A 26698-nucleotide genomic window follows, 5' to 3' on the forward strand; every position below is an offset into this window, starting at 1 on the left:
ATTCGCTTACCCGGTAAGCGAATTCCTGCGGGACACCCGTTCCGTCGAAGCCGTCGGGATCACCGGCGCCGTCGAGGACACCGGCCCGTTCGGCGCCACCGGCGCGTTCGGGGCCACCGGCGCCGTCGAAGGCACCGGCCGGGCCGCCACCCCGTGCAGCGGGCGACGGTTCGGCGGACTCCGCCGGCCCGGACGGCCCGGCCGTGCCCTCCGCACCGGCGCCCGGCGGGTCGAACACCCCGTCGTGCTCGGTCACCAGGGTCCCGGCGGCGGTCGCGGCGGGCAGGACGTTCAGGGCCAGCAGCTCGTCGAAGGCCCGCTGGGCGGCGAGCTCCCGCACCTGCACCTGGTAGCGCGGCGTCGTCCGGTAGGCGCCCTCCGCCCCGACCGGCACGAGGAAGCCCTGGTCGGCGAGGAACCGCAGGGCCTTGCCGACGATCCCGCGGGTGGTGGACTCCCCGACCCGGCCGTCCTTGGTCGCGGTGGCCTCCGGACGGCGCTGCCAGACCCGCCAGACCTCCTCGAGCTGCGGGGCGTCGGACTCGGGGTCGGCGGGACCCGCGGCACGCTCGTTCAGCACCCGGCAGGCCTCGCGGACGGCGCCGTCGACGAGCTCCACCGAGACCCGGCCGACGTAGGAGTCGTCGCCGAGGTCGTCGGGGCGGGGGAAGGCCAGCGCGGCGACGGCGAGGTGCGCGATGCCGTGCAGGACCTTGTCCGCGCCGCGGTTGGCCAGGGCGGCGCGGCGGGCGTACTCGTCCATCCGGATCTCGAAGACCGAGCCCTCGGTCGCGGCGAGGACGATGCCCGGTCCGGTGTCGACGGCGAGCACGACCAGGCCGAGGCCGGAGGCTACGCGCTGCACGGTCGTGCGGAACTCGTCGTCCTCCCGGTAGCGGCGGACCAGGTCGGCGTAGTCGGGGTCGCGTCCGGGCAGCGCCTTGGGTCGCATGCCGTAGCCGACCAGGCGGGCCGCGGTCTCGGTGTCACTCATGTCTGCGCCGTCCGTCGGTTCGTCTGTCCACCCAGCACACCGGCCCGCGCCAGCAGCAGGTCGGCGCCGCCGAACTCGGGGTCGTCGAGGACCGTCCCGTCGTCGACGGCGACCAGCACCGACGGGTCGCCCTGGGTCCGGGCCGTGGCCACCGCCGTCCCGACGGCGTGCACCGCCCGCAGCGCGACCAGCTGCGGCAGGTCCGCCCCGGCGGCGCGGGCCGCCGCGAGCGCCGCGGACAGCCGCACCGGGTGCTCGATCTCGTCGGGCAGCACGGCGTCGGCGGCAGCCCACGTCTCCACCCCGAACCGCTCGCGCGGCTGCGGGGCGAGCTCCGGCTCGGGCACCTCGGCGCCGAACGGGTCCCGGTCGCTCGGCGGCGTCAGCAACGTCTCGACCAGCCCGCCCAGGCTCGGCACCGACGGGTTGCGCACACCGGCCCCGGCCGCGAAGTAGCCGGTCACCGGGTCGTGCGCCGCCTCGACGGTCAGCGCCAACGACGGCCGCAGGAGCTGCCCGAACACGTCGACGGCGGCCCGCTTCGGCTTCCCGGAGAACTGCTGGCGATCCTGCTCGGCGCGGAACGCGGCCCCCGCCTCCTGCAACCGCGCCTGCAGCTGGGTGTGCCGCTGGATGCAGTCGTCGACGACGGTCACCAGCTCCGCGGCCTGCCGGCGGCGCCCCGGCTCGGTGGCCTCGTCGCGGGCGTCGGCGATGTTCGCCTTGATCATCGTCTCGGCGCGGTAGCGGGACTCGATGTGGGTCAGTGCCTCGTCGAGCAGCTGCGGGACCGCGTCCAGCCAGTCCACCGACCGGACGTCGCGGCGGGTGGCCTCCAGCTTGCGCCGCAACGACTCCGCGTACTGCACGGTCCGGTAGCGGGCCTGCTCGGCCGCCAGCCGGGCGTCGCCGAGACGACCGCGGACGATCAGCGTCTCCAGCTTCGTCTCGGCCGCCTCCTGGGCCGACTCGACGTCGGTGTCCAGCGCCCCGACCAGCACGTTGATCGCCTCGTCCGAGGCACGCAGGTAGATCCCGCCGTCCGGGGCGGCGACCTCGACGAGCAGCTTGAAGTCGAACCGGCGACGCACGTAGTGCCCCTCGTCGTCGGTCGTTCCGTACTCCACGGCGAACCCGCGGTCGATCGACCCCACGTTGATCAGGTTGTCGATCACCCACTGTGCGACGCGGACGTACTCCGACCGCGGGGCCCCCGGCACCTGCGCGCCGACGAACGGCAGCAGCCGCCGGACGACCTCCGCGTGGTCCGCACCGTGGTCGAAGTCCATGGCCAGGGTGACCTGGTCGATCGCCTGCAGCCCGATCTCGGCCATCTGGTAGCCGGTCGCGTCCCAGTCGAGCCGCCCCTTGCGGGCGTCGAGGTCGTGCAGCGGCGCCGTGCAGGCCAGGGCCTTCAGCCGGCGCGCCACTCCCTCGTCCGGGCTGATGGTCGACACCCCGACGACTGTAGTTCGACCGCTCCGGGCCCTAACGCCGCCTTAGGGCTCACGCAGCGCGACCTTGGGGACGGCGACGGCACAGTTCCCACCGTCACCGGGTCGCACCGACCCGGACCAGCCGAAACCCCCGGAGGAAGATCATCGTGCGTACCCCGCTCACCGTTGCCGCCGTCGCCGCCACCGGCCTCCTGCTCGTCGGCGGGGGCACCGCCCTCGCATTCGGGGCGGGTGGTGCCCCCGACGAGCTCGCCGTCGTCCCGACCGGCGCCGCGATCGCGCGCACCGCCGACCTGCTGCCCCCGGAGCTGCCCCGCACCGACGCCACCGCGCCGACGACCGCCGCTCCTGCGCCCCCCGCGCCAGCGGTCGACCGCGCCGCCGCCGAGCGTGCCGCCCTGGCCGCCGCGGGCGGGGGCCGTGTCACGAAGGTCGAGTTCGACAGCGACGACCGGGACGACCGGGACGACCGGGACGACGACCGCGACGCCGGCGACGACGACCGGGACCACTGGGAGGTCGAGGTCCTGAACGGCACCATCGAGCACGACATCGACATCGACGCCGCCACCGGCCAGGTCCTCGACCACGACCGCGACGACCAGTCCGACGACCACCGGAACGACGACCGCGACGACGACTGACCCGACCGCACCCGGCGCGGCACGGTGCCGCCGTCCCGACCGCACCGCCGGCCGGGGTGGCGGCGTCCGAGCGCCGGGCCGGTCAGTCCCGGCCCGCGCTCCCGTCGGCCGCGGCCAGCACGGTCGACCGCAGCAGCTCCCGCTCCCCGGACGGGGCGACGGCGTCGAGCAGCTCGTCGAGGGTGTGGCACAGCGTGTAGTAGCCGCTGAGGAACGACACGGTCCAGCCTTCGCCGAACGCGCGCACGTCCACGCCCCGCACCACGTCGTTCACCGCCCGGGCCGCGGCCCGCCGCCGGGGCAGCCCCACCAGACGCACCGCGTCCGGGTCCGGCGCGGGAGGCGGGCGCGGCGCACGCGGGCGGCCCAGCCACGGGTTCGGCGCGCTCACCGACCCGCCACGAGCGACGAGTACGACGGCCGGTCCGGCGCCGCCTCCGCCGCGAGCAGGGCGTGCGCCACGGCCCGCGCCGTCACCTCCGCCGCGGCCGCCTGCAACGCGAACACCCCGGTCGCGTCCGGCGCGGACCGCGTTCCCGTGGCCAGCGCGAACGCGCAGTCGCCGTCGCGGATCGTGTGCACCGGGGAGATCGACCGGGCCAGGCCGTCGTGCGCCATCGTGGCCAGCCGGGTGCAGCCGACCTTGTCCAGGGCGGCGTCGGTGCCGACGACGACCAACGTCGTCGCCGTCCCCAGCGGGCTCTCGTGCCCCGCGTACAGCTCCGCGAGCCGCTCCGGCGGAGCGAGGGCCGGAGCCACCCCGACGGTGAACTCGCCGGGAAGACCGTGCCGGGCGCCGTACACCGCACCGGTGGCCGGGTCCGCAGCCGCACCGCCCGAGTTGAGCACGACCAGGGCCGCGATCGTCGTCCCGGCGGCGGAGCCCTCGGTCAGCACCGCCGACGCCGAGCCGACGCCGCCGCGCAGCCCGCCGGACACCGCGCCGGTGCCCGCCCCGACCGAGCCCTGGACGACCGGCCCGGCGTGCGCATCGTCGTAGGCGGCCGCACCGGTGTCGGCGGTCGGGCGGACGCGGACGTCGCCACCGCGGCCGAGGTCGAACACCACCGCGGCCGGCACGATCGGCACGACGGCGCCGGGCACGGGGAAGCCCTCGCCGTCGCGCTCCAGCCGGGCCATCACCCCGGAGGCGGCGTCGAGACCGAACGCGCTGCCCCCGGACAGGGTGACGGCGTGCACCCGCTGGACCGTCGCGACCGGGTCGAGCAGGTCGGTCTCCCGGGTGCCGGGCGCGGCGCCGCGCACGTCGACACCCGCGACCGCGCCGCCCGGCGGGGCCAGCACCACCGTCGTCCCGCTGCGGGCGCCCGGCCCGCTCACCGCCGCGTGCCCGACCCGCAGGCCCTCGACGTCGGTCAGCCCGTTCCGCTCACCCGCTCGCACGGCACCATCCTGCCCCGCAACGCCACGGGCCGGCACCGCGGAACGCGGCACCGGCCCGGAAGAACCTGCGGAGGACTCAGCCCTTCGAGTCGCCGCGCAGGCGCTTGACCAGCACGAACAGCAGCACGAGCGCACCGATGCCGCCCAGCACGGGCGCGAGGCGCTTGAGCACCGGGGCACCCGCCGAGTCGAGCAGGTCGATGGCCTCGACCGGGCTGCTCTGCGGCTGGTAGGGGCGCTTCACCGGTGTGGGAGCGGCCTGCTCACCCGGAGCCGGCGGGACCGCCGGGATCGGGCTGGTCTCGTCGGCCGCGTGCTTCGGGCCGGCACCGTTGGACGACGCCCCGCCGGGCCCGGTCAGCTTGTCCGCGACGCAGCTCGAGAACTGGCCGATGATCTTGTCGGCGACGTCGGAGATGACACCCCGGCCGAACTGCGCCGGACGACCGGTGACGGTCATGTCGGTGACCATCGTGACCGAGGTCTTGTCCGGGCCGTCGGCGACCATCGTGCCGGTCACGATGGCCTTGGCCGTGCCGTTGCCGCGGGCGTCGCGGCCGGACGCGTCGATGACGACCTTGTGGTTGGCGTCGTCCCGCTCGATGTAGGTGCCCTTGCCCTTGTAGGTGAGCGAGATCGGGCCGAGCTTGACCTTGACGGTGCCCTGGAACGAGTCGCCCTCGTACTCGGTGAGGGTCGCCCCGGGGAAGCACGGCGCGATGAGCTCCGGGTCGTTGAGCGCCTTCCAGGCGTCCTCGATCGGCGCGGCGATCGTGAACTTGTTCTCCAGCTGCATGTGTCTTCCAAGCCTCCTCGAACGAACACCGGCGCCGGTCCGGGAACCCCGGAACCGGCGCCGGCGTCGGCGTGCTTCTGGTTCGTCAGCCGGCGGCGGCCAGCACCGCACGACCGGTGAGCACCTTCGCCAGGTGCTCACGGTAGTCGGCGGCGGCGTCGGCGTCACTCGGAGCGGAGGTGCCCTCCAGGGCGTGCTCCGCCGCGGCCTTCGCGACGTCCGGACCGGCGGACTTGCCCACCAGGGCCTGCTCGACACCGGTCGCCCGGATCGGCGTGCTGCCCATGTTGGTGAGTCCGACGCGGGCCTCGGTGATGGTCCCGCCGTCCACCTTCAGCGCGACGGCGACGGCCACCATCGACCACGCCTGGGCGACCCGGTTGAACTTCTCGTAGTGGCTCTTCCAGCCGGTGTACTTCGGGAACCGGATCATGGTGAGGATCTCGCCCTCGCCGATGGCGGTCGTGAAGTAGTCCTGGAAGAAGTCCTTCGCCGTGACCAGGCGGGTCCCGCCGGAGCCGAGGATGACGAACTCGGCGTCCAGGGCCAGCGCGGCCGCACCGAGGTCACCGGCCGGGTCGGCGTGCGCGAGCGCACCGCCCAGCGTGCCGCGGTGGCGGACCTGCGGGTCCGCGACGGTCTCGGTGGCCCGGGCGATCAGCTCGACGTGGGTGTTCACCAGGTCGTTGCGCATGACCTCGTGGTGGGTGGCCATCGCGCCGACCATGACGTACTGGTCGTCCTCGCCGATCCGCTTGAGCTCGGGGATGCCCCCGAGGTCGATGATCGTGCTCGGCGCGGCCATCCGCAGACGCAGCACCGGCAGCAGGCTCTGGCCGCCCGCGAGGATCTTGGCGTCCTCACCGGCCGACTGCAGGGCCGTCACGGCCTCCTCGACCGAGGAGGGCCGGACGTAGTCGAACTTCGCCGGGATCACTGGACCTCTCCCTTGGGGTTGTTCGGGTCGATGGAGCCGAGGCCGGCGCCGGGGGCGTGGACGTCGCTCGGGGTCTCCTGCGGGTTCCTGCCCTTGGCGACCTGCAGGGCCCGCCATACGCGCTGCGAGGTGGTCAGCATCTCGATCTCGTCGACGCCGAGGTGGCGCACCGCGTCCAGCACACCGTTGAGGATGGCCGGGGTCGAGGCGATGGTGCCCGCCTCGCCGACGCCCTTCACACCGAGCGGGTTGGACGTCGCCGGGGTGGAGACCGTCTCGGTGGTGAAGCTCGGCAGGTCCGCCGCGGACGGGATCGTGTAGTCGACGAACGTGGCGTTGACCAGGGTGCCCTGGTCGTCGTAGTTCGCCTCCTCGAACAGGGCCTGCGCGATGCCCTGGGCGAGACCGCCGTGCACCTGCCCCTCGACGATCAGCGGGTTGATGACGTTGCCGATGTCGTCGACGCAGACGTACTTGCGCAGCGTGACCCGGCCGGTGTCGGTGTCGACCTCGATGGCCGCCAGGTGCGTGCCGTGCGGGTAGGAGAAGTTCTCCGGGTCGAACACGGCGTCGGAGTCCAGCGACGGCTCCATGCCCTCCGGGTAGTCGTGCGCCATGAACGCGGCGAACGCGATCTCCTGGATGGCCTTGCCCTTGTCGGTGCCCTTGACCGTGAACTGGCCGTTCGCGAACTCCAGGTCGTCCTCGGAGGCCTCGAGCAGGTGCGCGGCGATCTTCTTCGCCTTCTCGATGACCTTGTCCGCGGCGTTGACGATCGCGACACCGCCGACGACCAGCGAGCGCGAGCCGTAGGTGTCGAGGCCCTTCGGCGCCACCTGGGTGTCGCCGTGCAGGATCTCGACGTCCTCGAACGCGACGCCCAGCTTGTCCGCGACGATCTGCGAGAACGCCGTCTCGTGGCCCTGGCCGTGGGCGGAGGCACCGGTGGTGACCTCGACCTTGCCGGTGGCGAGCATCCGGATGCTCGCGGCCTCCCAGCCGCCGGCGCCGTAGTCCAGCGAGCCGAGCACCCGGGACGGGGCGAGACCGCACATCTCGGTGAAGGTCGAGATGCCGATGCCCAGCTGGACCGGGTCGTTGTTCTTCCGGCGCTCCTCCTGCTCACGGCGCAGACCGGCGTAGTCGAACAGCTCCATCGCGCGCTGGGTGGCCTGCTCGTAGTTGCCGGTGTCGTAGGTCAGGCCCACGACCGTCGTGAACGGGAACTCCTCGTGCTTGATCCAGTTCTGCTCGCGCAGCTCCATCGGGTCGCGGCCGAGCTCGACGGCCAGCTCGTCGAGCATGCGCTCGACGGCGAAGGTCGCCTCGGGACGGCCGGCACCGCGGTAGGCGTCGGTCAGCGTCTTGTTGGTGAAGACGTTGGAGCAGGTGAACTTCAGCGCGGGGATCTTGTAGATCGCGTTGAACATGAACGCGCCGAGGATCGGCACACCCGGCCCGACCAGGCCCAGGTAGGCACCCATGTCGGCGTAGAGGTGGACGTCGAACCCGGTGATGGTGCCGTCCTTCTTGGCGGTCATCACGAGGTCCTGGATCTGGTCCCGGGCGTGGTGCGCGGTGAGCATGCACTCGCTGCGGGTCTCGGTCCACTTGACCGGCTTGCCCAGCTTCTGCGCCAGCAGGACGCAGAGCATCTCCTCGGGCAGCACACCGATCTTGCCGCCGAAGCCGCCGCCCACGTCGGGGGCGATGACGCGCAGCTTGGACTCCGGCACCCCGAGGGTCACCGTGGTCATGGTGCGCAGGATGTGCGGCACCTGGGTCGCAGCCCAGATCGTCAGCTGCTCGCCGGTCGGGTCCACGACGCAGGAGCGGGGCTCCATGAACGCGGGGATCAGGCGCTGCTGACGGAAGCGGCGACGGACGACGACGGAGTCGCTGTCGGCCTCGGCGGCCTTGATGGCCTCGGCCACGTCGGCACCGGTGCCGGCCGCGGCGGAGTCGAACACCCAGGTCGCGGAGACGTTGGTGCCGAGGTCCGGGTGGACCAGCTCGGCGCCGTCCTGCGCGGCGGTCTCCATGTCGAGGACCGGCTCGAGCGGCTCGTAGTCGACCTCGACGAGTTCGGCGGCGTCGCGCGCGGCGGCGGCCGACCGGGCGACGACGACGGCGACGCCCTCACCGGAGAAGTTGACGCGGCCGACGGCGAGCACCGGGCGCTGCGGGGCCTTCTGGTCCGGGGTGATCGGCCACGCGCAGGGCATGCCGACCTCCTCCGCACCGAGGTCGGCCGCGGTGTAGACGCCGAACACACCCGGGGCCTTCTCGGCCTCGGACTTGTCGATCGAGGTGATGGTCGCCCGCGCGATCGTCGAGCGGACGACGGCGATGTGGACGGTGCCCGGAGGGGTGATGGAGTCGGTGTAGCGGGACCGGCCGGTGATGAGGCGCTGGTCCTCCTTGCGGACCCGGGCCTTGCCGATCTCGCCGGTCGTGGTGGGTTCGGCGGTCGTCGTCACGTCAGTTACCTCCCGCGACCGGGGCGGCCTGGCCGGAGGGCGCAGCGGCGACTCCCGGCTTCATGTTCTTCGCCGCGGTCTGCACGGCGCGCACGATGTTCTGGTAGCCCGTGCAGCGGCAGAGGTTGCCCTCGATGCCCTCGCGGACCTCCTGCTCGGACGGGTCGGGGTTGTCCCCGAGCAGGTCCACCGCAGCCATGATCATTCCCGGCGTGCAGTACCCGCACTGCAGACCGTGACACTCGCGGAAGGCCTCCTGCACCGGGTGCAGCTGACCGTCGCGGGCGAGGCCCTCGATGGTGGTGACCTCGGCGCCGTCGGCCTGGACCGCGAGCACCGAACAGGACTTCACGCTCTGTCCGTTGAGATGAACCGTGCAGGCACCGCAGTTGCTGGTGTCGCAGCCGATCAGCGTCCCCGTCTTGCCCAGCGTCTCCCTCAGGTACTGCGCGAGCAACATGCGGGGCTCGACGTCGTCGGCGTAGTTCACGCCGTCGACGGTGACCCGGACCTCTGTCATGAACTCTCACTCCTCGTACGCGACCACGCACGCTCCGAAGCGCGGGGGTCTGACCGGGGACTCCGTCCGAGGAACGCCGTTCGCCGTCGCCTGACTCGCGACCACGCCGGCGCGCCCGGAAAAGTTGCCGCACGTCTCGTGTGGCGGCGCCCACATCACACTCCCGATCTTCCTGGGGTGCAAGGAGCCCGGAGCGGGAGGAGCGGAGGTCGGATGACGTGTCGCCGACGTCACGGCGACAGCCTGTCGCGCGCAACCGCAGGCGCGGAGAACGCAGGCGAGAGCCGCCCGCAGAAACGGATCCGTGACGCAACACGAATCACCCGTTCAGACCAGCCCGGACGGAGTGGTTCCACGTCGCAGGTCAGGGAAGCCTAACCTGTGTCAACGTCGGGCGCCAGGGCCGGCCGGACGCAGCGGGGCGGCGGTCCGGTGCTCGACCGCCCCCCACCACAGACCCGCCCCGTAGGCGAGGTCGTCGAGTCGGTGCGCCAGCAGGTGCAGCAGCGGTCCGGTGCGGACCCGCGGGTCACGGTCGCGGTGGCGCCACCAGTCGGCCAGCCCCTCCGCCAGCGCCGCCACGACGACCGCGCGGCGGGCCCGGCGCGACACCAGGCAGCCGAGGGCGGCGACCGGCCAGAAGTGCCGGGTCAGCGCCGACGCCGTCTGCCACAGCGCCCCGGACAGGCCGAGCGCGGTGAGCAGCGCCGCACCGCGCCGCGGCCGCTCGAGCCGGGGCAGCGCGCGGGACAGCCGTTCGGTCGCGACGCCGGTGACGACGGCGGCGAGCGCCGTCGCCCCCCGCCGCTGGACGAGCAGGAGCAGGCAGACCGCCGCCGTCCACGGCGAGAGGATCAGCGGCGGGACCGCGCCGGGGTGCCTGCATGCCAGCGGCGCCGCCCCGGTGCCGTAGAACGCCTTGCGCCGCAACCACTCCCCGGGGTGCGTGCGGTGGTCGTGGGCGACGCGGGAGACGGGCTCGAAGCGCATCGCCCAGCCGGCGTCGTGCAGGCGCAGGACGAGGTCGACGTCCTCGGCGACGTGCATCCGCGGGTCGAACGCGACCGGTCCGACCGCCGACACCCGCACGAGCATCGCCGCGCTCGGCACGTAGGCGACCCGGGACCGCGGCACGACCAGCGCCGCGTCGGGGCCCAGGTCCAGCGACGACCGCACCGCCTCGTAGCGCCCGACGGCCCCGCGCAGCCCACCGCCCCGCTCCGGGTCCAGCGCCACGATCCGCGGTGCGACGAGGCCGACCGCGGGGTCGGCGAGGTGGGCGAGCAGTGGGGGCAGCCAGCCGGGTTCGGGGACGACGTCGGAGTCGAGGAACACCACGAACGGGGTGGTCGCGGCGGCCAGGCCGGCGTTGCGGGCGGCTGCCGGGCCGCGCGGGGTGGCGTGCCGCAGCACGGTCCCCCCGACCCGCTCGACGGCGCGGCGCAGCGGTGCCGGGTCGGCGGACCCGTCGTCGACGACGATCGGGCCGGCCACCCCGGTCCCGGCCAGCGCGGCGAGGAGCCGGTCCAGCGGGCGGTCCTTCACCGGGACGACGACGGTGACCTCGGCCGCGGTGACCCCGGCCGGTGCGTCGGTGAGGGGGTGGGCGAGCCCGGCGTCGAGCAGGGTGCGGGCCAGGGACCGCTCGGTGGGGCCGGTGACGACCAGCGGGCGCCCGGGGGCGGGCAGCAGCGCGCGGGCCCGCGCGGACAGGTGCACCAGCCGGGGCGGGGCGCCGCCGAGCAGGGCCGCCCCGCCGTCGAGCCGTCGGGTGCGCCGGTCGAGCACGACCCGGAAGCCGTCCGGGAGCCTGCGGTCCGCCGGGCCGGCCGGTTCCCCGGTGGACGGGCGGTCGGGGTCGGTCCGGGCGACGGTCACCTGCGGGAGCCTTCCATCCCCGGGCGTGGCCGGTCGACACCCGCACCTGCCCGATCGGCGTGGTCCGCCCGGGCCCGGCCGGGGCAGACTCCCGGACATGTCCGAGGTCCTCCCCCGCTACGGCTCGGCGACGCTGGCCGACGTCCTGCCCGCCCTGACGCACGCGATCGGCGCCCCGCTCGACCAGCGGCCGCCCGCGTTCGTGCTGCCGCAGGCCCGGGCCGCGGTGCTGCTGCTGGTCGACGGCCTCGGCCACGAGCCGCTGCGCGCCCACGCCGACGACGCGCCGGTGCTGGCCGGGCTCGCCGATGCCGGGCCGCTGACCGTCGGCTTCCCCTCGACGACGCCGATCAGCCTGACCTCGCTCGGCACCGGGCTGCCCCCGGGCGCGCACGGCACCCTGGGCCTGCGGTTCCGCGTCGACGGGGAGCTGCTCGACGCGCTGGGCTGGTCCTCGGGCCGCCGGGACCTGCGGGAGACGCTCGTCCCGGAGCGGGTGCAGCCGGAACCGACGGTGCTGGAGCGCGCCGCGGCGGCGGGCGTCGCGGTGCGGTCGGTGTCACCGCTGGAGTTCCGGACGTCCGGGCTGACCCGGTCCGGGCTGCGCGGCGGCGAGTACCGCGGGGTCGCCGCGCTCGGCGACCTGGCCGTCGAGATCCTCGCCGGCGTCGAGGGGCCGGGACCCCGGCTGGTCTACGGCTACCACGCCGACCTCGACAAGGTCGGCCACCTGTACGGCCCCGGGACGCCGGCGTGGCGCTGGCAGCTGCGCCAGGTCGACGCGCTGCTCGGGATGCTCCTGGCCGAGCTGCCCGCGGGCACGCTGCTGGCCGTCACCGGTGACCACGGCATGGTCACCGTCGACCGGACCGTCGACGCCGACACCACCCCGGCGCTGACCGACGGAGTGGCGCTGCTCGGCGGGGACCCGCGCGCCCGCCACGTCTACACCGGACCCGGGGCGACGGCCGACGTGCTCGCCGCCTGGCGGGCCGTGCTCGGCGACGACGCGTCCGTCGTCACCCGGGAGGAGGCGGTGGCCCGGGGCTGGTTCGGCCCGGTCGCCGACCGGGTGCTCGACCGGATCGGCGACGTCGTCGTCGCGATGCACGGGACGGCAGCGGTGGTCCGGACCGAGGCCGAGCCGTTCCTGTCGACGTTCCCCGGCCAGCACGGCTCGTTCACCACCGCCGAGCAGCTCGTGCCCCTGCTCTCCCACGCGAGCTGAGCGGCACCGCGCTCACCCGCCCGCGCGCACCGCCGGTTCCCAGTCCCGCTCGACGACCCGCACCAGCCCCCGGTCGGTGATCTTCACCTGCGGCGAGACCGGCAGCGTCATGGTCGTCAGGCTCATGAACGGGTTGGCGTGGTCCCAGCCCCACTCGCGCACCGCGGAGCGGATCTCCCGGGCCGCCGCGGCGACCTCGTCCGCGGGGAGGTCGGACATGACGCCCCCGATCGGCAGCCTCAGCTCCACTGGCGCGGAGTCCTCTCGCACCAGGGCGATCCCGCCGCCGGCCGCACGAACCCGGCCGGCGGCCTCGGCGAGTGCCCCGGCGGACGTGGCGACGACGGTGAGGTTGTGACTGTCGTGTGCGTAGGTCGTCGCGAAGGCTCCGGGCGTGGGGGCGAACCCCAGCACCGGTGCAGTCTGCCGCGACGCGGCCCCGGTGTGCCGTTCGACCACCGTCACCACTGCGCAGCGGCCCTCCCACTCGACGACACCGTCGCGCACCGGCAGGACGATCTCGTCCGGCTCGGTGTAGGTGTCGACCGGGTTGACCCGCAACGCGCGGAACGGGTACTCGCCGTCGGGCAGGTCGGTCCGCCACCGTCCGTCCGGGGCCTCGGGCAGCCGGACCGTCCCGCCGAACGGGTGCGACGGCGTCGGGCGCGGGGTGGGCTCACCGACCGGCACACCACCGCACACCACGTGCTCGGGGACGAAGGAGGTCAGGTCGCGCAGCACGACGAGGTCTGCCCGCCGGCCGGGGGCGACGACGCCACGATCGTCGAGGCCGAGCCGGCGTGCCGGGTGCAGGGTCAGCGCGCGCAGAGCCGCCAGGGCCGGGAGCCCGCAGTCCAGGGCGACGCCCGCCAGGTGGTCGAGATGCCCGTGGTCGACCGCCGCGTCCGGGGCGACATCGTCGCTGACCAGGCAGAAGTCCGGCAGCACCGGCAGCGCGAGCAACGCCTCGACGAGCTCGGGCCGCAGGCACTTCTCCTGCAGCATCATGACCATCCCGAGCCGGGCCTTCTCCACGGTGACCTCGGGCGAGTTCTTCGTGTGGTCGGAGTCGACGCCCGCCCACAGGTACTCGTTCAGGTCTGCCCCACTGATGTGCGGGCAGTGACCGTCCAGGCGCACCCCGGCCCGGCACGCCGCGTCGATGATCGCCAGGGTCCGTGGGTCCCCGCCGATCACGGCCCGGTAGTCCATGACCTCGCCGAGCGTCGTGACGCCGCCCCAGCCGAGCATCTCGGCGATGTCGTCGGCGTCGAGGTCGGCCCCGGCGGTCTCGAACCCGTGCAGCGACGGCACGCAGGACGGCACCGCCCACCGGATGTCCTGTCGCAGGCCACGGCCCTGCTCGATCATCCAGGCCATGCCCTCGCGACCGGCGACGTTGACGATCTCGTGCGGGTCGGCCAGCACGGTTGTCGTGCCCCGGTGCAGGGTGAGCGCCTCGAACTCGGCCGGCGGCACCAGCGAGCTCTCCACGTGCATGTGCGCGTCGATGTAGCCGGGCACGACGAGCCGCCCGGTCACGTCCAGCTCTTCCGCGGCGGTCAGCTCCGCCCGGTCCGGGGCGAGCACGGCTCGGATCCGGTCCCCCTCGACCAGCACGTCCGCGCGGAACGTCTCGCCGGTGTGGACGGAGACGACGGATCCGCCGCGCAGCAGCAGCGTTCCGGTGATCGCACGCATCATCGGGCGTCCTCCAGGACGGCGAGCAGGCGGTGACGGACGGGGTCCGGGTCGAGGTCCAGGGCGAGCTCGACCGTGGCGGGCCGCCCGGTGCGGCCGTACACGTCGGTCACCAGCGCCCCCCGGGTGAGCTCGCCGACGCACTCGACGTCGACGGGGTGGCGCCGCCAGCAGAACCGTTCCGGATCGAGCAGCGCGACGACGGCCGTCGCGTCGTGCACCCGGCACTCGCGGACCCCGTGCCGGCGGGCGTGTCCCTCCACCAGACCCTGCAGCATTGCGCCTGCGGTGGCGGTGACCGGGTCCGCGGAGCCGGCGAGCCGGTCGGCGACGGCGCCCGGCAGCACGACCCGGCGGGTCACGTCGAGTGGCACCAGCCGGACGGGCAGACCGCTGGTGAGCACCACCCGGGCCGCCTCCGGGTCGCAGTAGGTGTTGAACTCCGCGGCGGGGGTGACGTTGCCCGGGGCGAAGGCGGCGCCTCCCATGTGGACGACGCCGGCGAGCATGCCTGCCGCCTCGGGGTCGCGCTCGAGGAGCCGGGCCACGTTCGTCAGCGGTCCGAGCGCGAGCAGCACGAGCTCGCCCGGGTGCGTCCGGGCCAGGCGGGCGATCAGGTCGACCGCGGCCGTCCCGTCGCCACGGCCGTCCGGGCCGTGGCCCCCGGTACCGGGCGTGCCGGCGACCAAACGGGCGCCCGGCGGCAGGACGACCCCGCCGAGGGCGCCCGGGCCGTGCACCGGCTCGTCGGGCACCCGGGGGCCACCGGCGAGCGGCCCGGCCGCCCCCATCGCGACCGGCAGGTCCGCCGGCCAGGTCCAGCACGGCGGTGGCGTTGGCCGTCACCTGCTCGATCCCTGCGTTGCCCGCCACCGTCGTCACCCCGGCCACCCGCAGTGCGGAGGAGCCCAGAGCCAGGAGCAGCGCAATCGCGTCGTCGACCCCGGGATCGGTGTCGATCACGACCGGGAGCGGCGGTGTCGGCTCCGGCACTAGCCCGACACCTCGCGGGCGAACCGGTCGATCCACGCGCCGCGGTTCGCGCCGACGAAGTCGAGGTCCAGCGGGACGTAGCCGGCTGCACCCGGGTCGGTCGCGGCGCCGCCGGACACCTCGGTCATGATCGGCGGGACGGTCGCGGCCCGGTTCACCGGCTTGTCGGAGAACGCCGTGGCGGTGCGGGTCTGCACCTCCGGCGACAGCAGGTAGTTCACGAACCGCTGGGCGCCGTCGGTGTTCGCGGCCCCCTCGACGATCTCCGCCTTGTTGTAGGACAGCACTCGTCCCCGGTCGAACGGGGCCCAGGCGACCGGCCGGCCGGCCTCGACGGCGTCGTAGGCGAACAGGTCCAGGCCCGGCGCGGCGACGACCTCGCCCCGCTCGAGCAGGCTGAGCAGCTCGGTGGTGCTCGAGTAGAACTGCAGCACGTTCGGCTTGAGCTCGGCCAGCTTCGCGAACGCGGTGTCGACGTCCTGCGGCCCGCTGCCGAAGGTCTCTGCGACCGCGATGAGGAACGGGATCCCCGCCGTCGCCGAGATGTCGGGGACCGCGATCCGGCCCGCCAGCTCCGGGTCCCAGAGCGACGCGACCGTCGGCGGTCCGTCGGGGAAGGCGTCGGTCGAGTAGAGGACGCCCGGCAGCGTGAAGGTGTACGGGATTCCCTGGCCCGGGGCGTCCCGGGCGAACTCGACGGTGTCCGCCCGGTTCGGCACCGACCCCGGGTCGATGTCGGTGAACAGCCCCTCCCGCTCCCCGTCGGCGGCGAACAGGTCGGAGATCAGCACGACGTCGACGTCCGGACGGGCCCGGTCGACCAGCAGCCGGTTGTACCGGTCGGAGTTCGAGCCCGGGTCGAAGGTGACCCGGATGCCGGTCTCCTCCTCGAACGGGGCGACGACGGTCTTCTCGAACTCCTCCGCCCCGAAGCTGAACCCGGACACGACGAGCTCGTCGGAACCCCCGCCCGAGCCGCCGGGTCCGCCGCAGCCGGCGAGCAACACCGCCGTCACGGCCCCGAAGACCCACACGGCGTTCCTCTTCATGACGGGCCTGGCCATCACAGGACCTCCTCGGGGTCGGCTTCCAGACTCACGATCGCGGACACCCGCAGCTCCACCCGGACCCGGTCACCAGGGGCCGGTTCGGGCGTGCCGGTGACGCCCTGCACCTCGGCCTCGCCCCCGTGCGTCGGGACGACGGCGGTGGCGGTGCTGTAGGTCCCGCGGTAGGTCGACGAGCGCATCGTCCCGTCGAGGACGACGACGTCGCGGGCGTCGCCGGGGGCCGCGTCGGTGGCTCCGCCATCGGGGTGCACCCGCACGTGCTCGGGCCGGATCGCGACGCGACCGCGCCCGGGGAGGTCGAGGACGTTGCGGTAGCCGAGGAACTCGGCGACGAACCGGGTGCGGGGCCGCTCGAAGACCTCCCGTGGCGTGCCCTCCTGCGCGACCCGGCCGCGGTCCAGCAGCACGATGCGGTCGGCGACGGCCAGCGCCTCCTCCTGGTCGTGCGTGACCAGCACGGTGGTCAGGCCGGTCTCGCGCTGCACCCTGGCGAGTTCGTCGCGCAGCTGCACCCGCAGCCGGGCGTCGAGGTTGGACAGCGGCTCGTCGAGCAGCAGCACGTCCGGGCGCACGACGACGGCGCGGGCGAGCGCGACCCGCTGCTGCTGGCCACCGGACAGCTCGGCCGGGCGGCGCGCGCCGAGGTGCGCGAGTCCGACCAGGTCCAGCGCCTCGTGCACCCGCCGGTCCCGTTCGACGCGGCCGACCTTGCGCATCCGCAGCCCGAACGCGACGTTCTCCGCCACGCTCAGGTGCGGGAACAGCGCGTAGGACTGGAAGACCATGCCGATGTTGCGACGGCGGACCGGCATCCGGGTGGCGTCCGTACCGTTGATCGTCACCCGACCCGCGGTGGGCTCCAGGTAGCCGGCGATCATGCGCAGCAGGGTGGTCTTGCCACAGCCGCTGGGTCCGAGCAGCGCCAGGAACTCGCCCCGTCGCACCGACAGGTCGAGGTCGTCCACGACCGGGCCCGCTCCGAAGTCGCGACTGACGCCGGACAGTCCCACCACGTCGTCGTCGGTGGCGGTCGGGGGACGCACCGGGGCGGGGGTCGTCATGAGGAACTCCGTCCGAAGACCTTCTGGAATCCGACCAGCCGTTCGGTCACCAGCGCGACGGCCACCGCGAACACCAGCAACAGGGTGCTGGCGGCGGCGACCATCGGGGTGAAGGACGTCTGGACGTAGGACAGCATCGCCACCGGCAGCGTCTCCACGCGTCGGGAGGTGAGCATCAGCGACAGCGGCACGTTGTTGAACGAGGTGAGCACCGACAGGATCGACGCGGCCACCACACCGGGAGCGATCACCGGGAGGGTGATCCGGAAGAACGTGGTCAGCGGGCCCGCACCGAGCCCGGTCGCGGCCTCCTCGAGCGCCGGGTCGGCGGCGAGCAGCGACGCGCCGGTCACGCGCACCGTGTAGGGCAGCAGGAGCACCGCGTGCCCGACGACCAGCGCGGACAACGTGTCGATCCCGGCCTGCACGACGAAGAACTGGAACAGCGCGAAGCTGAGGACCAGTTCGGGCACGATCAGCGGCGACAGGAACAGCGTCTGCAGCAGGGTGCGCCCGCGCGGTGAGCGCCGGTGGATCGCGTAGGTGGCCGGGACGCCGACGACGAGCGCGAGCACCGTCGCGAACACCGCGACGACCAGGCTCGTGCCGAGCGCCGAGCGGAACGGCTCGTAGGACACCGCCTCGGTGAACCACCGCAGCGACAGCCCTTCCGGCGGGAAGGCCAGCGCCGTCCCGGCCGTGACCGCGATGCCGACGACGACGACGATCGGGAACAGCAGGAAGAACACGGCGACCGCGGCGAGCACCGTCAGCACGGGACGACGGGTCACCGGCGGGCCCCGATCGCCGGGACCCGGGCGAGCACCAGCGTCACGACCAGCAGGATCGCGGTCATGATGATGGCGACCGCGCTGGCGGCACTCCAGTTCACCGAGGTGTTCGCCTCCTGGTAGAGCAGGGTGGCCAGGGTCCGGTTGCGGGTGCCGCCCAGCAGCGACGGCGTGGTGAACGCGGTGACCGAGCCGGCGAACACGAGGATCGCGCCGACGGCCGTCCCGGGCAGGGCGAGCGGGAACACCACCCGGGTGAACACCGCCGCGTTGCCGGCTCCCATGCCGCGGGCGGCGTCCTCGAGGGCCGGGTCGACCGAGGCCAGCGAGCTGTAGGCGGTGAGGATCAGCAGCGGCATGAACAGCTGGGTGAGGCCGAGCACCATCGCGGTCTCGGTGTAGAGCAGCTGGACCGGTCCCGACGCCAGCCCGACGCCCTGCAGGGCACGGCTGACCAGCCCCTCCCCGCCGAGCAGCACGATCCAGGCGAAGGTCCGCACGACGGTGGACAGCAGCAGGGGGAACGTGACCGCGAGCAGCAGCAGCGCCCGCCACCGCGGCGCGACCCGGCTGATCAGCCACGCCACCGGGAACCCGAGCAGCACGCTGGCCAGGGTCGCGAGCCCGGCCACCCGGGCGGTGCGGGCCACGATCTCGATCACGTAGGGATCGGTCACCGCCGCGAGCAACGCGCCGGGTACGTCCGGGGCGGGGTCGGCGGCCGGGGCCAGCAGCATCGTCACGTACGGATAGCCGAAGCCCACGACGAGCAGCACCACCGCGGGCAGCACCAACGCCGCGGTCGCCAGTCGTCGCATCGGGTCTCCGTTCGCTCACCAACTGCAACCGGTTGCAGCAACCGGTTGCAGCGGACGCTACAGTTGGCCGTGGGAGAGCCGCAATCCGATCCATCCCGGATTCATCAGGACGAAACACACCGCGGCACGAGAGGAACGACGCGTGATCAGGCTCGAGGATGTCGCCCGTGCGGCCGGCGTCTCGAAGTCCACTGCTTCCCGCGCGCTCAGCCGGCCCGATCTCGTCGCCGCGGGCACCCGCGAACGCGTCCAGCGCCTCGCCACGGAGATGGGGCTCAGCCTCAACCCGGCGGCACGGGCCCTGTTCACCGGGCGTACCGGGACCATCGCGATGGTCGTCCCGTCGCTCACCAACCCCTACTTCGGCCCGATCCTGGCCGGGGCGCAGCGAGAGCTGTCCACGGCCGGCGGCCACTCGTTGATCTCCTCGGCCGTCGACGGTGACCAGGAGATCGAGCTGGCGGGCGGACTCCTCGGGCACGCCGACGGTGTACTGCTGGTCGCCCCCCGCGCCCCCGAGGACGGGCTGCGCGAGCTCGCGTCCCGGATCCCGCTCGCCGTGATCGACCGACCCGTCCGTGGACTGCCCGCGTTCCTCGCCGACACCCCACGCGGGGTCGGCCGGCTGACCGAGCACCTGCTCGGGCTCGGACACCGGCGCATCGGCTACGTCGGCGGCCCGCACGGCTCGTCGCTGGACCGGCTGCGGGTAGCCGCCGCGACCCGCCGGGTACGGACGGTCGGCGGGCGGCTCGACGTGGTCGGCTCGGAGAGCCCTGATCTGGACACCGGCCTCCGCCTGGCCGCCCGGTGGCCGTTTGCCGACGAGGTCACCGCGGTCGTGGCCTACTCGAGCTACATCGCGCTCGGGCTGCTGATCGGGCTGCGCGAGCAGGGTGTCGACGTCCCGGGCCGGATGAGCGTCGCAGCGGTCGACCACCTGGCCGCGGTTGGGGGCGACGACGGCTCGGACCCGCTGTTGACCGCGCTCCGGGTGCCACTGGAGGAGCTCGGCCGGGCCGCCGCGGCCGCACTGGCCGCGGTGCCGCACGCCCCGCCCGGCGTCACCCGGATCGGCACGGACCTCGTGCCCGGCCGCAGTACCGGCCCGCCCCACTGAGCACCGGGCGCCGGGTGGTGTGCGGAGCGCCGGCGCCGGCTCACCGGGCGGCGTGACCCCGCGCTACGCCGCCGGCGGGCGGAGACGCCCGGTGCCGGGGTCGGGGTCCCAGGCGGTGACCGCCGCCGACGCCGTCGCCGTGATCGCCGCGAGCAGGCGCCGGCCCTCCTCGGCCGACGCCCCGGCCGGGTCGCCGAGCACGCCGTTCGGGCTGACCGCGGCGATCCCCCCGGCCCGCAGCTCCGCGATGACCTCGCGCAGCGGCCGGGTGTCGCCCATCTCGGCGCGGTCGGCGCGAACCGCCCCGGGGTGCAGGTGGGTGAGCAGCGAGGTCTCGTAGCGCCCGGCGTGGGCGTCCAGCGGTACGCCGGGGACGTCGGCGACGCAGGACAGCCAGCCGGCGTCGCGGCCCTCGTGGCGCAGCAGGGTCACCGCGGACCGCAGCGCGGCGACGTTGCCGCCGTGCCCGTTGAGCAGCACCAGCCTCGACGCCCACCGGCACGCCGAGCGGCCGTACTCGACGAGCACGGTGCGCAGTGCGTCCTCCCCGATCGACACGGTGCCGGGGAAGCCCTCGTGCTCGCCCGCGGCGCCGTAGGGCAGCGCGGGGGCGAGGACCAGTCCCGGGTCGGCGTCGTGCAGCGCCGCGGCGACCGCCGAGGCGACGGCGGTGTCGGTGCCCAGCGGCAGGTGCGGGCCGTGCTGCTCGGTGGAGCCGACCGGCACGAGCAGCGTGTACACCGCGGCCGGGTCGAGGTCGGGCCAGGTGAGATCCGCGAGCAGCACGGTCCCAGCCTGCCCGGTCGGGTCCCGGTCCGGCGCGGCGCGGTCACCGCGGGGACGACGACGCCACCCGGCAGCGACGACGCCACCCCGCAGCACGGAGGCCGGTGGGCCGGCGCGCCCGGGGCGGTGGTCACGGCGCGACAGCAGGGACCGGGGCCGGACGCAGGTCGAGCAGCGTCCCCTCGCGGATCGCGGCGTCGAACCGGCGCGGGGCCAGGGCGTCGCCGATGCGGTGCACCGGCCACGGCCCGTCGGCCAGTGCGGTCCAGAGGCGGGTGGCGGGCACGGTGGCCGTCGCGGCGACGACGGCGCCGACCTCGCGACGCTCGGCGCGACCGGTCGGGTGGTGCAGCAGCTCCACCGTGCAGCCCGGTCCTCCTGCGCAGCCCGGCCCCCCTGCGCTCTGCTCACCCCCGCGCTCGCCCCTGCGCAGCACCCCGAGCACGGCCCGGTCGGTGCTGCAGCGGATCCCGGCGGCGTGCGCGCGGCGGCGGAACCCCTCGCGGTCCAGGGTGAGTCCGAGGTCCTGCCCGACGACCAGCGCCGGTGTGACGATCTCGACGGCGTGCCCGCGGGCGGCGAGCAGCTCGGCGACCGAGGTGGCCTGGTGGAACCCGAGTTCGTCGACGACGAGCACCGGGCCCGCGGGCAGGCGCACCCCGGCCAGCACGTCGTCCACGGCGACGGTCAGCCGCTCGGGGTCCCACGGCGGGGTGGCGGGCACCGACCCGGTGGCGACGACGACCGCCGCGGGGTCCAGCTCGTCGACGAGACCGCGGTCGACGGTCGTGCCGTACCGGACCTCGACCCCGGCCGTGTGCACCTCGCGCAGCAGGTCGGCGACGACGTGGCCGAGTTCGGCCCGCCCGGGCGCGGTCGCCGCGAGGGCGAGCCGCCCACCGGGGGTGCCCGCGCGTTCGGCGAGCAGCACCCGGTGCCCGCGTCCGGCGAGGGACGCGGCCGCGGCGAGCCCGGCGGGCCCGGCCCCGACGACGAGCACCCGCCCCGGCGCGGGGTCGGCGGACCGGGCGAGCGGGACGAGCCGCTCGCGTCCCGCGGCCGGGTTGACCGCGCAGCCCAGCGGCAGGTTCAGCCCGACCCGGCCGATGCAGTCCTGGTTGCATCCGACGCAGCGGCGCACCGGGCGTCCGGTGAGGGCCTTGGTCGCGAAGCCGGGGTCGGCGATCTGCCCGCGGGCGACGCCGACGAGGTCGCACTCGCCGCGCGCGAGGGCCGCGGCGGCCTGCTCGGGTGTGGTGAACCGGCCGACCCCGATCACCGGGAGGTCTGCCCCGGCTGCCCGGACGGTGCGGCGCAGGGTCGCGGCGAGGTGCCCGGCGTAGCCCGGCGGGGTGTGCATGGAGGGCTCGATGAGGTGCAGCGTCGAGGTGGCGACCCCGATCGAGGTGTTGAGGTGGTCGACCTGCCCGGTCGCGGCGAGCCGGCGGGCGAGGTCGGCGCCGTCGGCGGGGGTGATGCCGCCCTCGATGCGCTCGTCGACACCGATCCGCAGACCCAGCACCGGGTCCGGGCCGATCGCGGCACGGACGGCGGCGACGATGTCGAGCACCAGCTTCGCCCGGTCGCGGCCCCAGGCGTCGGTGCGGTGGTTGGTGGCCGGGGAGAGGAACAGCCGCAGCAGCGAGGCGTGCGAGCACTGGAGCTCGACGCCGTCGAACCCGCCGGCGACGCAGCGCGCGGCGACGTCGGCGAACGCGGCGACGATCTCCCCGATCCCGGCGGCGTCGAGCTCGGCGGGGACCTCCCGGAACATCGGGTCGGGCAGCGCCGACGGCCCGACGACGGCCGCACGCGAGTACATCCCCGACCCTTGCGCACCGTTGTGGTTGAGCTGGGCGAGCACGCGCGCGCCATGGGCGTGCACCGCGTCGGTGAGGGCGCGGTAGCCGGGCAGCACGGCCGGGTCGTGACCGCGGATCAGCCGCTCGTACGGCCGGTCCGACGGGTGGACGGCGTGCTCCTCGGTGATCACCAGTCCGGCGCCGCCCGCGGCTCGGGCCGCGTAGTAGGCGGTGTGCCGGTCGGTCGGCATGCCGCCCTCGGCGAAGCCGGTGAGGTGGGCGGTGAAGACGATCCGGTTGCGCATTGTGGTGCGGCCGAGGCGCAGGGGGTCGCCGAGCCGGGGCCGCGGGAGCTCCCCGTCCGCGGACTCCGGCGGCGCGGCCCCACCGGCCCCGGTCGTGTCACGTGCCCCGGCGCGGGTCGTGCCGCCCGCCGTCGCGTCTGCCTCTGCGTCTGCCTCCGCCTCCGCCTCCGCCTCCGCCTCCGCCTCCGCGAGAGCGAACGCGGCCCGCCGCCCCTCCCGCACCGCCTCGGCGAGCGTCCGCGGCGCGACCCGGTCCCCCGCGGGGTGACAGCCGGGCAGCGCCGGGAGCGCGTTCTGCGGGAGCCGCGGTCCGCAGTCGACGACGGCCGCGCACGGCACGGTCGTCACCGCAGCGGTGTGGACGTCCACCAGCTCCGCGACCCCGCCTCGCACCGCTCCCGGCCGGGTGAACAGCGCCCGCCGGACACCGGCCCGTTCCAGCCGCACGTTCGCCGCGGCCATGTCCCCGCAGCGGCCGAGCTGGTGCCCGGCGACGACGTCCGGGGTGGACAGCACCACCCGGTACCCGGCCCCGGCGAGCAGCTCCGCGACCCCCGGCCCGGTCCAGTCCCCGAGCGGGTCGACGACGAGCACCGGTGCGTTCCGCGGAACGCGCGCGGAGGCGAGCACCGCGACGACACCGACTGATCGCGCCACCCCCGCGCAGAGCTCCGCCGCGGCGAGCACCGGGACGTCCGCGTCGACCACCGGTGGCGGAGGCCGGGACCCGGTCGCGAGCACCACCGCCACACCCCGCTCCCGGGCGGCGGCGAGCGTCGCGGCGTCCACCTCGGACCCCAGCCGAACGTCGACGCCGAGCCGGTCGAGCTCCGCGGCCCACCACGGTGCAGCGAGCGCGAGCCGGTCCCGGCCGGGCAGTACCGCCGCCGCGGGCAGCAGGCCGCCGAGCCGGTCGGCGCGCTCGTGCAGCGTGACCGGATGTCCGCGCAGTGCCAGCGTCCGGGCCGCTTCGAGCCCCGCGGGCCCTCCCCCGACGACGAGCACCGCCCGCCGAGGCGCCACGCCGCGTTCCGCGGAACGCGGCTCACCGCCCGCGGCCGTGTCCCCGCGCTGTTCCCCCGGGGCATCCGGACCCCGTTCCGCGGAACGGTCCACCGGACCCTCGACGGTGTCCGAACCGCGTTCCGCGGAACGCACCCGTTGACCGGCGACGCCCTCCGGACCGCGTTCAGCGGAACGCTCCGGCAGCCCGGTGTCCCCTTCCGAACCGCGTTCCGCGGAACGCGCCCGAGGACCGGCGACACCCTCAGGAGCGCGTTCCGCGGAACGCGACGGGACCGTGTGCGGCTCCGGGTCCGGGTCGGTCCGTTCGTGCCCCGACCGGGGCTCCAGCTCGTCGCCGACCACCGGGTTGCGCGGGTCCCGAGCCGCGGCGAGGGAGTTGGTGAGCAGGCACGGCCGGATCCGCTCCGGTGTCCCGGCCCGGGCCAGCGCGACGAGCCGCGGGTCCGTGATCTGCGCTCTCGTCATCTCGACGATATCGGCGTCGCCGCTGGTCAGCGCCCCCTCGGCGAGGGCGTGGGTGGCGACGCTGCCGGCCAGGACGACCGTCGTCGCACCGGCGATGGCGCGCCGCAGGCCGCCGCACCGGCCCCGGAGGAACGCCTCGGGCGTGTGCAGGTCCGGCCGGGTCGCGGCGACCGACAACGCGCTCCCGACGACAGGGACGAGCAGGTCCACCCGGTCGGCGACGGCCCGGGCGATGGCGAGGCCGTCGTCACCGGTGACACCGGCCCAGGGTGCGAGCTCATCCACACACAGGCGCACCGCCAGCAGGGGGTCCGGTCCGATCGCGGCCCGCACGGCGTCGAGGACCTCGCGCAGCAGCAGGGCACGGTCGCGGCCGTACGCGTCGTCGCGGTGGTTGGTCAGGCCGGAGCAGAACTGGCGCAGCAGCGAGTGCTGTCCGGCGGAGATCTCCACACCGTCCACACCGCTGTCCACAGCCGCGCGGGCCGCGTCGGCGAAGCCGCGGACCACCGCGTCGATCTCCGCGGCCCCCATCGCGACCGGGACCTCACGGGACACGACGTCGGGCACCGACGAGGGCGCCCACAGCGGGTGCCCGGAGTGCGCGGAGCTGCCCTGCCCACCGGCGTGCGCGAGCCCGGCCAGCACGAGCGTCCCGTACGGCCGGCACGCCGCGACGACCGCCGCCCACCCGGCCGCGGCGGGCACCCGCGCACCGTCCCGGTCACCGTCCCGGTCACCGAGATGCAGCTCAGCGGGCCCGAAAGATCCACAGTTCCCGCTGAGCTGCATCTCGACGCGCGCCGCCGCGGCAGGGCCGGGCCGTGCGGCAGGGCCGGGCCGTGCAGCAGGGTCGGGCCGTGCAGCTTGGCCACGCGGTTCAGCAGGGCCCTGCGGCGCGGCGGTGGGGAAGGCGGCAGGGAAGGCGGCGGGGGCGTAGGCGTAGGGATGGTCCGAGGCGTGCACCGACGCCGGCTCGGTCACGACGATCCCGGCGCCCCCCGCGGCCCGGGCGGCGTAGTAGGCGACGTGCCGGTCGGTGATCTCCCGGGCCGCGTTCCCGAGGTTGGTCTCGTGCGGCCCGAACAGCACACGCGAGGGGGCCCGCCGACCACGCAGGTCGACGGGCCCCGTCAGCAGCAGGTCCGTGGTCAGCGGGTCGCGACCGGCTGCGCCGCGGGCACGGCGTCCGGCGCGAACCCGGCGAGCGGGTTCTCGTCGCACGCCCGGTCCGGCCGGCGCGGCGGCGGGGCGAGCGAGAGCATCGTCGGCTGCTTCGGCGCACGGGAGTTGCGCGGCGCGGAGCGCGAGTGGTCCACGTCGGACTTCGGGATCACCGCGTCGGAGGAGCGCGCGGCCAGCATCGCCTCGCCGTAGCCCTGCACGCACTCCGGGTCCGGGCCGTCGAGCGGCAGGCCGGTGAAGAACTTCGCCGCCATGCAGCCGCCCTGGCAGGAGTCGTAGTGCGAGCACGAGGCGCAGGCCCCGCCGGTCTGCGGCTGGCGCAGCTCGGTGAACAGCTCGGAGTGCTCCCACACCTCCTTGAAGCCGCCCTCGTCGCGGACGTTGCCCGCCAGGAAGTTCTCGTGGATCGCGAACGGGCAGGCGTAGACGTCGCCCACCGGGTCGATCAGGCAGACCACGCGGCCCGCGCCGCACAGGTTCAGCCCGGGCAGGGCCTCGCCGTAGGCCGACAGGTGGAAGAACGAGTCACCGGTCAGGACCTGGTCGCCGTTCGCGACCAGCCAGTCGTAGAGCTGCTTCTGCTGGGCCTGGGTCGGGTGCAGCTCGTCCCAGACGTCGGCGCCGCGGCCGGACGGGCGGAGACGGGTGATGCGCAGCTGGGCGCCGTACTTGTCGGCGATGGCCTTGAACTCGTCGAGCTGGTCGACGTTCTCCCGGGTCATCACGACCGAGATCTTGGGGTGCTTGAAGCCCGCCTCGGCGAGGTTCTCCAGCGCGGTGATCGCGGTGTCGAACGAGCCGGGGCCCCGCACGTAGTCGTTGACCTCGGCCGTCGCGCCGTCCATCGAGATCTGGATGTCGACGTAGTCGGTCGCGGCGAGCTGCGCGGCACGGGCCTTGTCGAGCTTGACGCCGTTGGTGGAGAACTTGACGCCGACGTCGTGGGCGATGGCGTAGTCCAGCAGCTCCCAGAAGTCCGGGCGCACGGTCGGCTCGCCGCCACCGATGTTGATGTAGAAGACCTGCATGCGCTGCAGCTCGTCGATGACGGCCTTGGCCTCGGCGGTGCTCAGCTCGCGCGGGTCGCGCCGCCCCGAGCTGGACAGGCAGTGCACGCACGCGAGGTTGCACGCGTAGGTGAGCTCCCAGGTCAGGCAGATGGGCGAGTTCAGGCCGTACTGGAAGTGGTCGACCAGCTTCACGGGCACCTCACTGTGGTGGTCGGCGGGGCGGGCGG

At 74.7% G+C, this 26698-nt stretch carries 19 protein-coding genes and 2 pseudogenes; 3 read left to right on the forward strand and 18 right to left on the reverse strand.

Annotation, left to right across the window (positions count from 1 at the left end; genetic code table 11):
* Nucleotides 1-256: 256 nt before the first annotated feature.
* Nucleotides 257-994 (reverse strand): annotated as a pseudogene (locus tag Ae331Ps2_RS30280) (hypothetical protein); the annotation flags it as partial.
* The gene (locus Ae331Ps2_RS07345) at nucleotides 991-2451 is read right to left on the reverse strand and encodes a hypothetical protein (RefSeq protein WP_075309908.1); all 1461 of its coding nucleotides are present in this window, start codon (nucleotides 2449-2451) and stop codon (nucleotides 991-993) included. The gene Ae331Ps2_RS07345 and the pseudogene Ae331Ps2_RS30280, both read right to left, overlap by 4 nt.
* A gap of 146 nt (nucleotides 2452-2597) precedes the next feature.
* On the opposite strand from Ae331Ps2_RS07345, the gene Ae331Ps2_RS07350 reads away from it, so the two are divergent.
* Nucleotides 2598-3095, forward strand: coding sequence for a PepSY domain-containing protein (locus tag Ae331Ps2_RS07350; protein ID WP_075309906.1), 498 nt, complete (start codon nucleotides 2598-2600; stop codon nucleotides 3093-3095).
* An 82-nt stretch (nucleotides 3096-3177) separates the two neighbouring features.
* On the opposite strand, the gene Ae331Ps2_RS07355 is transcribed toward Ae331Ps2_RS07350, so the two are convergent.
* The 7 genes from Ae331Ps2_RS07355 to mftF form a co-directional block, all read right to left on the reverse strand.
* Nucleotides 3178-3486, reverse strand: a complete 309-nt coding sequence (locus Ae331Ps2_RS07355) for a hypothetical protein (RefSeq protein WP_020626515.1) — start codon at nucleotides 3484-3486, stop codon at nucleotides 3178-3180.
* Nucleotides 3483-4499 (reverse strand): P1 family peptidase, encoded by a 1017-nt coding sequence (locus Ae331Ps2_RS07360; RefSeq protein WP_020626514.1) that lies wholly within the window; start codon nucleotides 4497-4499, stop codon nucleotides 3483-3485. The genes Ae331Ps2_RS07355 and Ae331Ps2_RS07360 overlap by 4 nt, the downstream gene beginning before the upstream one ends.
* Before the next feature lie 76 nt (nucleotides 4500-4575).
* The gene (locus Ae331Ps2_RS07365; protein WP_075309904.1) at nucleotides 4576-5295 is read right to left on the reverse strand and encodes an SRPBCC family protein; all 720 of its coding nucleotides are present in this window, start codon (nucleotides 5293-5295) and stop codon (nucleotides 4576-4578) included.
* A gap of 85 nt (nucleotides 5296-5380) precedes the next feature.
* Nucleotides 5381-6232, reverse strand: coding sequence for a xanthine dehydrogenase family protein subunit M (locus tag Ae331Ps2_RS07370; protein WP_075309902.1), 852 nt, complete (start codon nucleotides 6230-6232; stop codon nucleotides 5381-5383).
* The gene (locus Ae331Ps2_RS07375; RefSeq protein WP_075329707.1) at nucleotides 6229-8712 is read right to left on the reverse strand and encodes a xanthine dehydrogenase family protein molybdopterin-binding subunit; all 2484 of its coding nucleotides are present in this window, start codon (nucleotides 8710-8712) and stop codon (nucleotides 6229-6231) included. The genes Ae331Ps2_RS07370 and Ae331Ps2_RS07375 overlap by 4 nt, the downstream gene beginning before the upstream one ends.
* Nucleotide 8713: 1 nt before the next feature.
* Entirely contained in the window at nucleotides 8714-9232 is a 519-nt protein-coding gene (locus tag Ae331Ps2_RS07380) for a (2Fe-2S)-binding protein (protein WP_020626510.1), read from the reverse strand.
* Nucleotides 9233-9616: 384 nt separating this feature from the next.
* Nucleotides 9617-11110, reverse strand: coding sequence for a mycofactocin biosynthesis glycosyltransferase MftF (gene mftF / locus Ae331Ps2_RS07385; RefSeq protein WP_075309898.1), 1494 nt, complete (start codon nucleotides 11108-11110; stop codon nucleotides 9617-9619).
* A 97-nt stretch (nucleotides 11111-11207) separates the two neighbouring features.
* Here mftF and Ae331Ps2_RS07390 point away from each other — a divergent pair, with 97 nt between their 5' ends.
* Nucleotides 11208-12338, forward strand: coding sequence for an alkaline phosphatase family protein (locus Ae331Ps2_RS07390; RefSeq protein ID WP_075309896.1), 1131 nt, complete (start codon nucleotides 11208-11210; stop codon nucleotides 12336-12338).
* Between the two features lie 12 nt (nucleotides 12339-12350).
* Here the strand turns inward: Ae331Ps2_RS07390 and Ae331Ps2_RS33085 are convergent, their stop codons facing one another.
* The 6 genes and pseudogenes from Ae331Ps2_RS33085 to Ae331Ps2_RS07420 form a co-directional block, all read right to left on the reverse strand.
* Entirely contained in the window at nucleotides 12351-14042 is a 1692-nt protein-coding gene (locus Ae331Ps2_RS33085; RefSeq protein ID WP_075309894.1) for an adenine deaminase C-terminal domain-containing protein, read from the reverse strand.
* A pseudogene (locus Ae331Ps2_RS07400) lies at nucleotides 14039-15068 on the reverse strand (nucleoside hydrolase). Before Ae331Ps2_RS07400 ends, Ae331Ps2_RS33085 begins: the two are co-directional and overlap by 4 nt.
* Nucleotides 15032-16096 (reverse strand): ABC transporter substrate-binding protein, encoded by a 1065-nt coding sequence (locus Ae331Ps2_RS07405; protein ID WP_075309892.1) that lies wholly within the window; start codon nucleotides 16094-16096, stop codon nucleotides 15032-15034. Before Ae331Ps2_RS07405 ends, Ae331Ps2_RS07400 begins: the two are co-directional and overlap by 37 nt.
* Nucleotides 16096-17163, reverse strand: a complete 1068-nt coding sequence (locus Ae331Ps2_RS07410; protein ID WP_139318907.1) for an ABC transporter ATP-binding protein — start codon at nucleotides 17161-17163, stop codon at nucleotides 16096-16098. Before Ae331Ps2_RS07410 ends, Ae331Ps2_RS07405 begins: the two co-directional genes overlap by 1 nt.
* Nucleotides 17160-17954 (reverse strand): ABC transporter permease, encoded by a 795-nt coding sequence (locus tag Ae331Ps2_RS07415; protein ID WP_075309891.1) that lies wholly within the window; start codon nucleotides 17952-17954, stop codon nucleotides 17160-17162. The genes Ae331Ps2_RS07410 and Ae331Ps2_RS07415 overlap by 4 nt, the downstream gene beginning before the upstream one ends.
* Nucleotides 17951-18772, reverse strand: a complete 822-nt coding sequence (locus Ae331Ps2_RS07420) for an ABC transporter permease (RefSeq protein WP_075309889.1) — start codon at nucleotides 18770-18772, stop codon at nucleotides 17951-17953. The genes Ae331Ps2_RS07415 and Ae331Ps2_RS07420 overlap by 4 nt, the downstream gene beginning before the upstream one ends.
* Nucleotides 18773-18914: 142 nt before the next feature.
* Here Ae331Ps2_RS07420 and Ae331Ps2_RS07425 point away from each other — a divergent pair, with 142 nt between their 5' ends.
* A complete protein-coding gene (locus Ae331Ps2_RS07425) occupies nucleotides 18915-19892 on the forward strand; it encodes a LacI family DNA-binding transcriptional regulator (RefSeq protein ID WP_075309887.1) in 978 nt (325 codons plus the stop codon).
* A 63-nt stretch (nucleotides 19893-19955) separates the two neighbouring features.
* Here Ae331Ps2_RS07425 and mftE read toward each other — a convergent pair whose 3' ends face one another.
* From mftE to mftC, 3 genes are all read right to left on the reverse strand, one after another.
* Complete coding sequence (gene mftE / locus Ae331Ps2_RS07430) at nucleotides 19956-20678, reverse strand: mycofactocin biosynthesis peptidyl-dipeptidase MftE (RefSeq protein ID WP_075309885.1); 723 nt, start codon at nucleotides 20676-20678, stop codon at nucleotides 19956-19958.
* Nucleotides 20679-20808: 130 nt separating this feature from the next.
* Nucleotides 20809-25419 (reverse strand): mycofactocin system FadH/OYE family oxidoreductase 2, encoded by a 4611-nt coding sequence (locus Ae331Ps2_RS33090; RefSeq protein WP_371335788.1) that lies wholly within the window; start codon nucleotides 25417-25419, stop codon nucleotides 20809-20811.
* 8 nt (nucleotides 25420-25427) lie between these two features.
* Entirely contained in the window at nucleotides 25428-26663 is a 1236-nt protein-coding gene (gene mftC / locus Ae331Ps2_RS07450; RefSeq protein WP_020626287.1) for a mycofactocin radical SAM maturase, read from the reverse strand.
* Nucleotides 26664-26698 lie beyond the last annotated feature (35 nt).

It is taken from the genome of Pseudonocardia sp. Ae331_Ps2 (assembly GCF_001932405.1).
In the GTDB taxonomy this organism is placed as follows: Bacteria; Actinomycetota; Actinomycetes; order Mycobacteriales; family Pseudonocardiaceae; genus Pseudonocardia.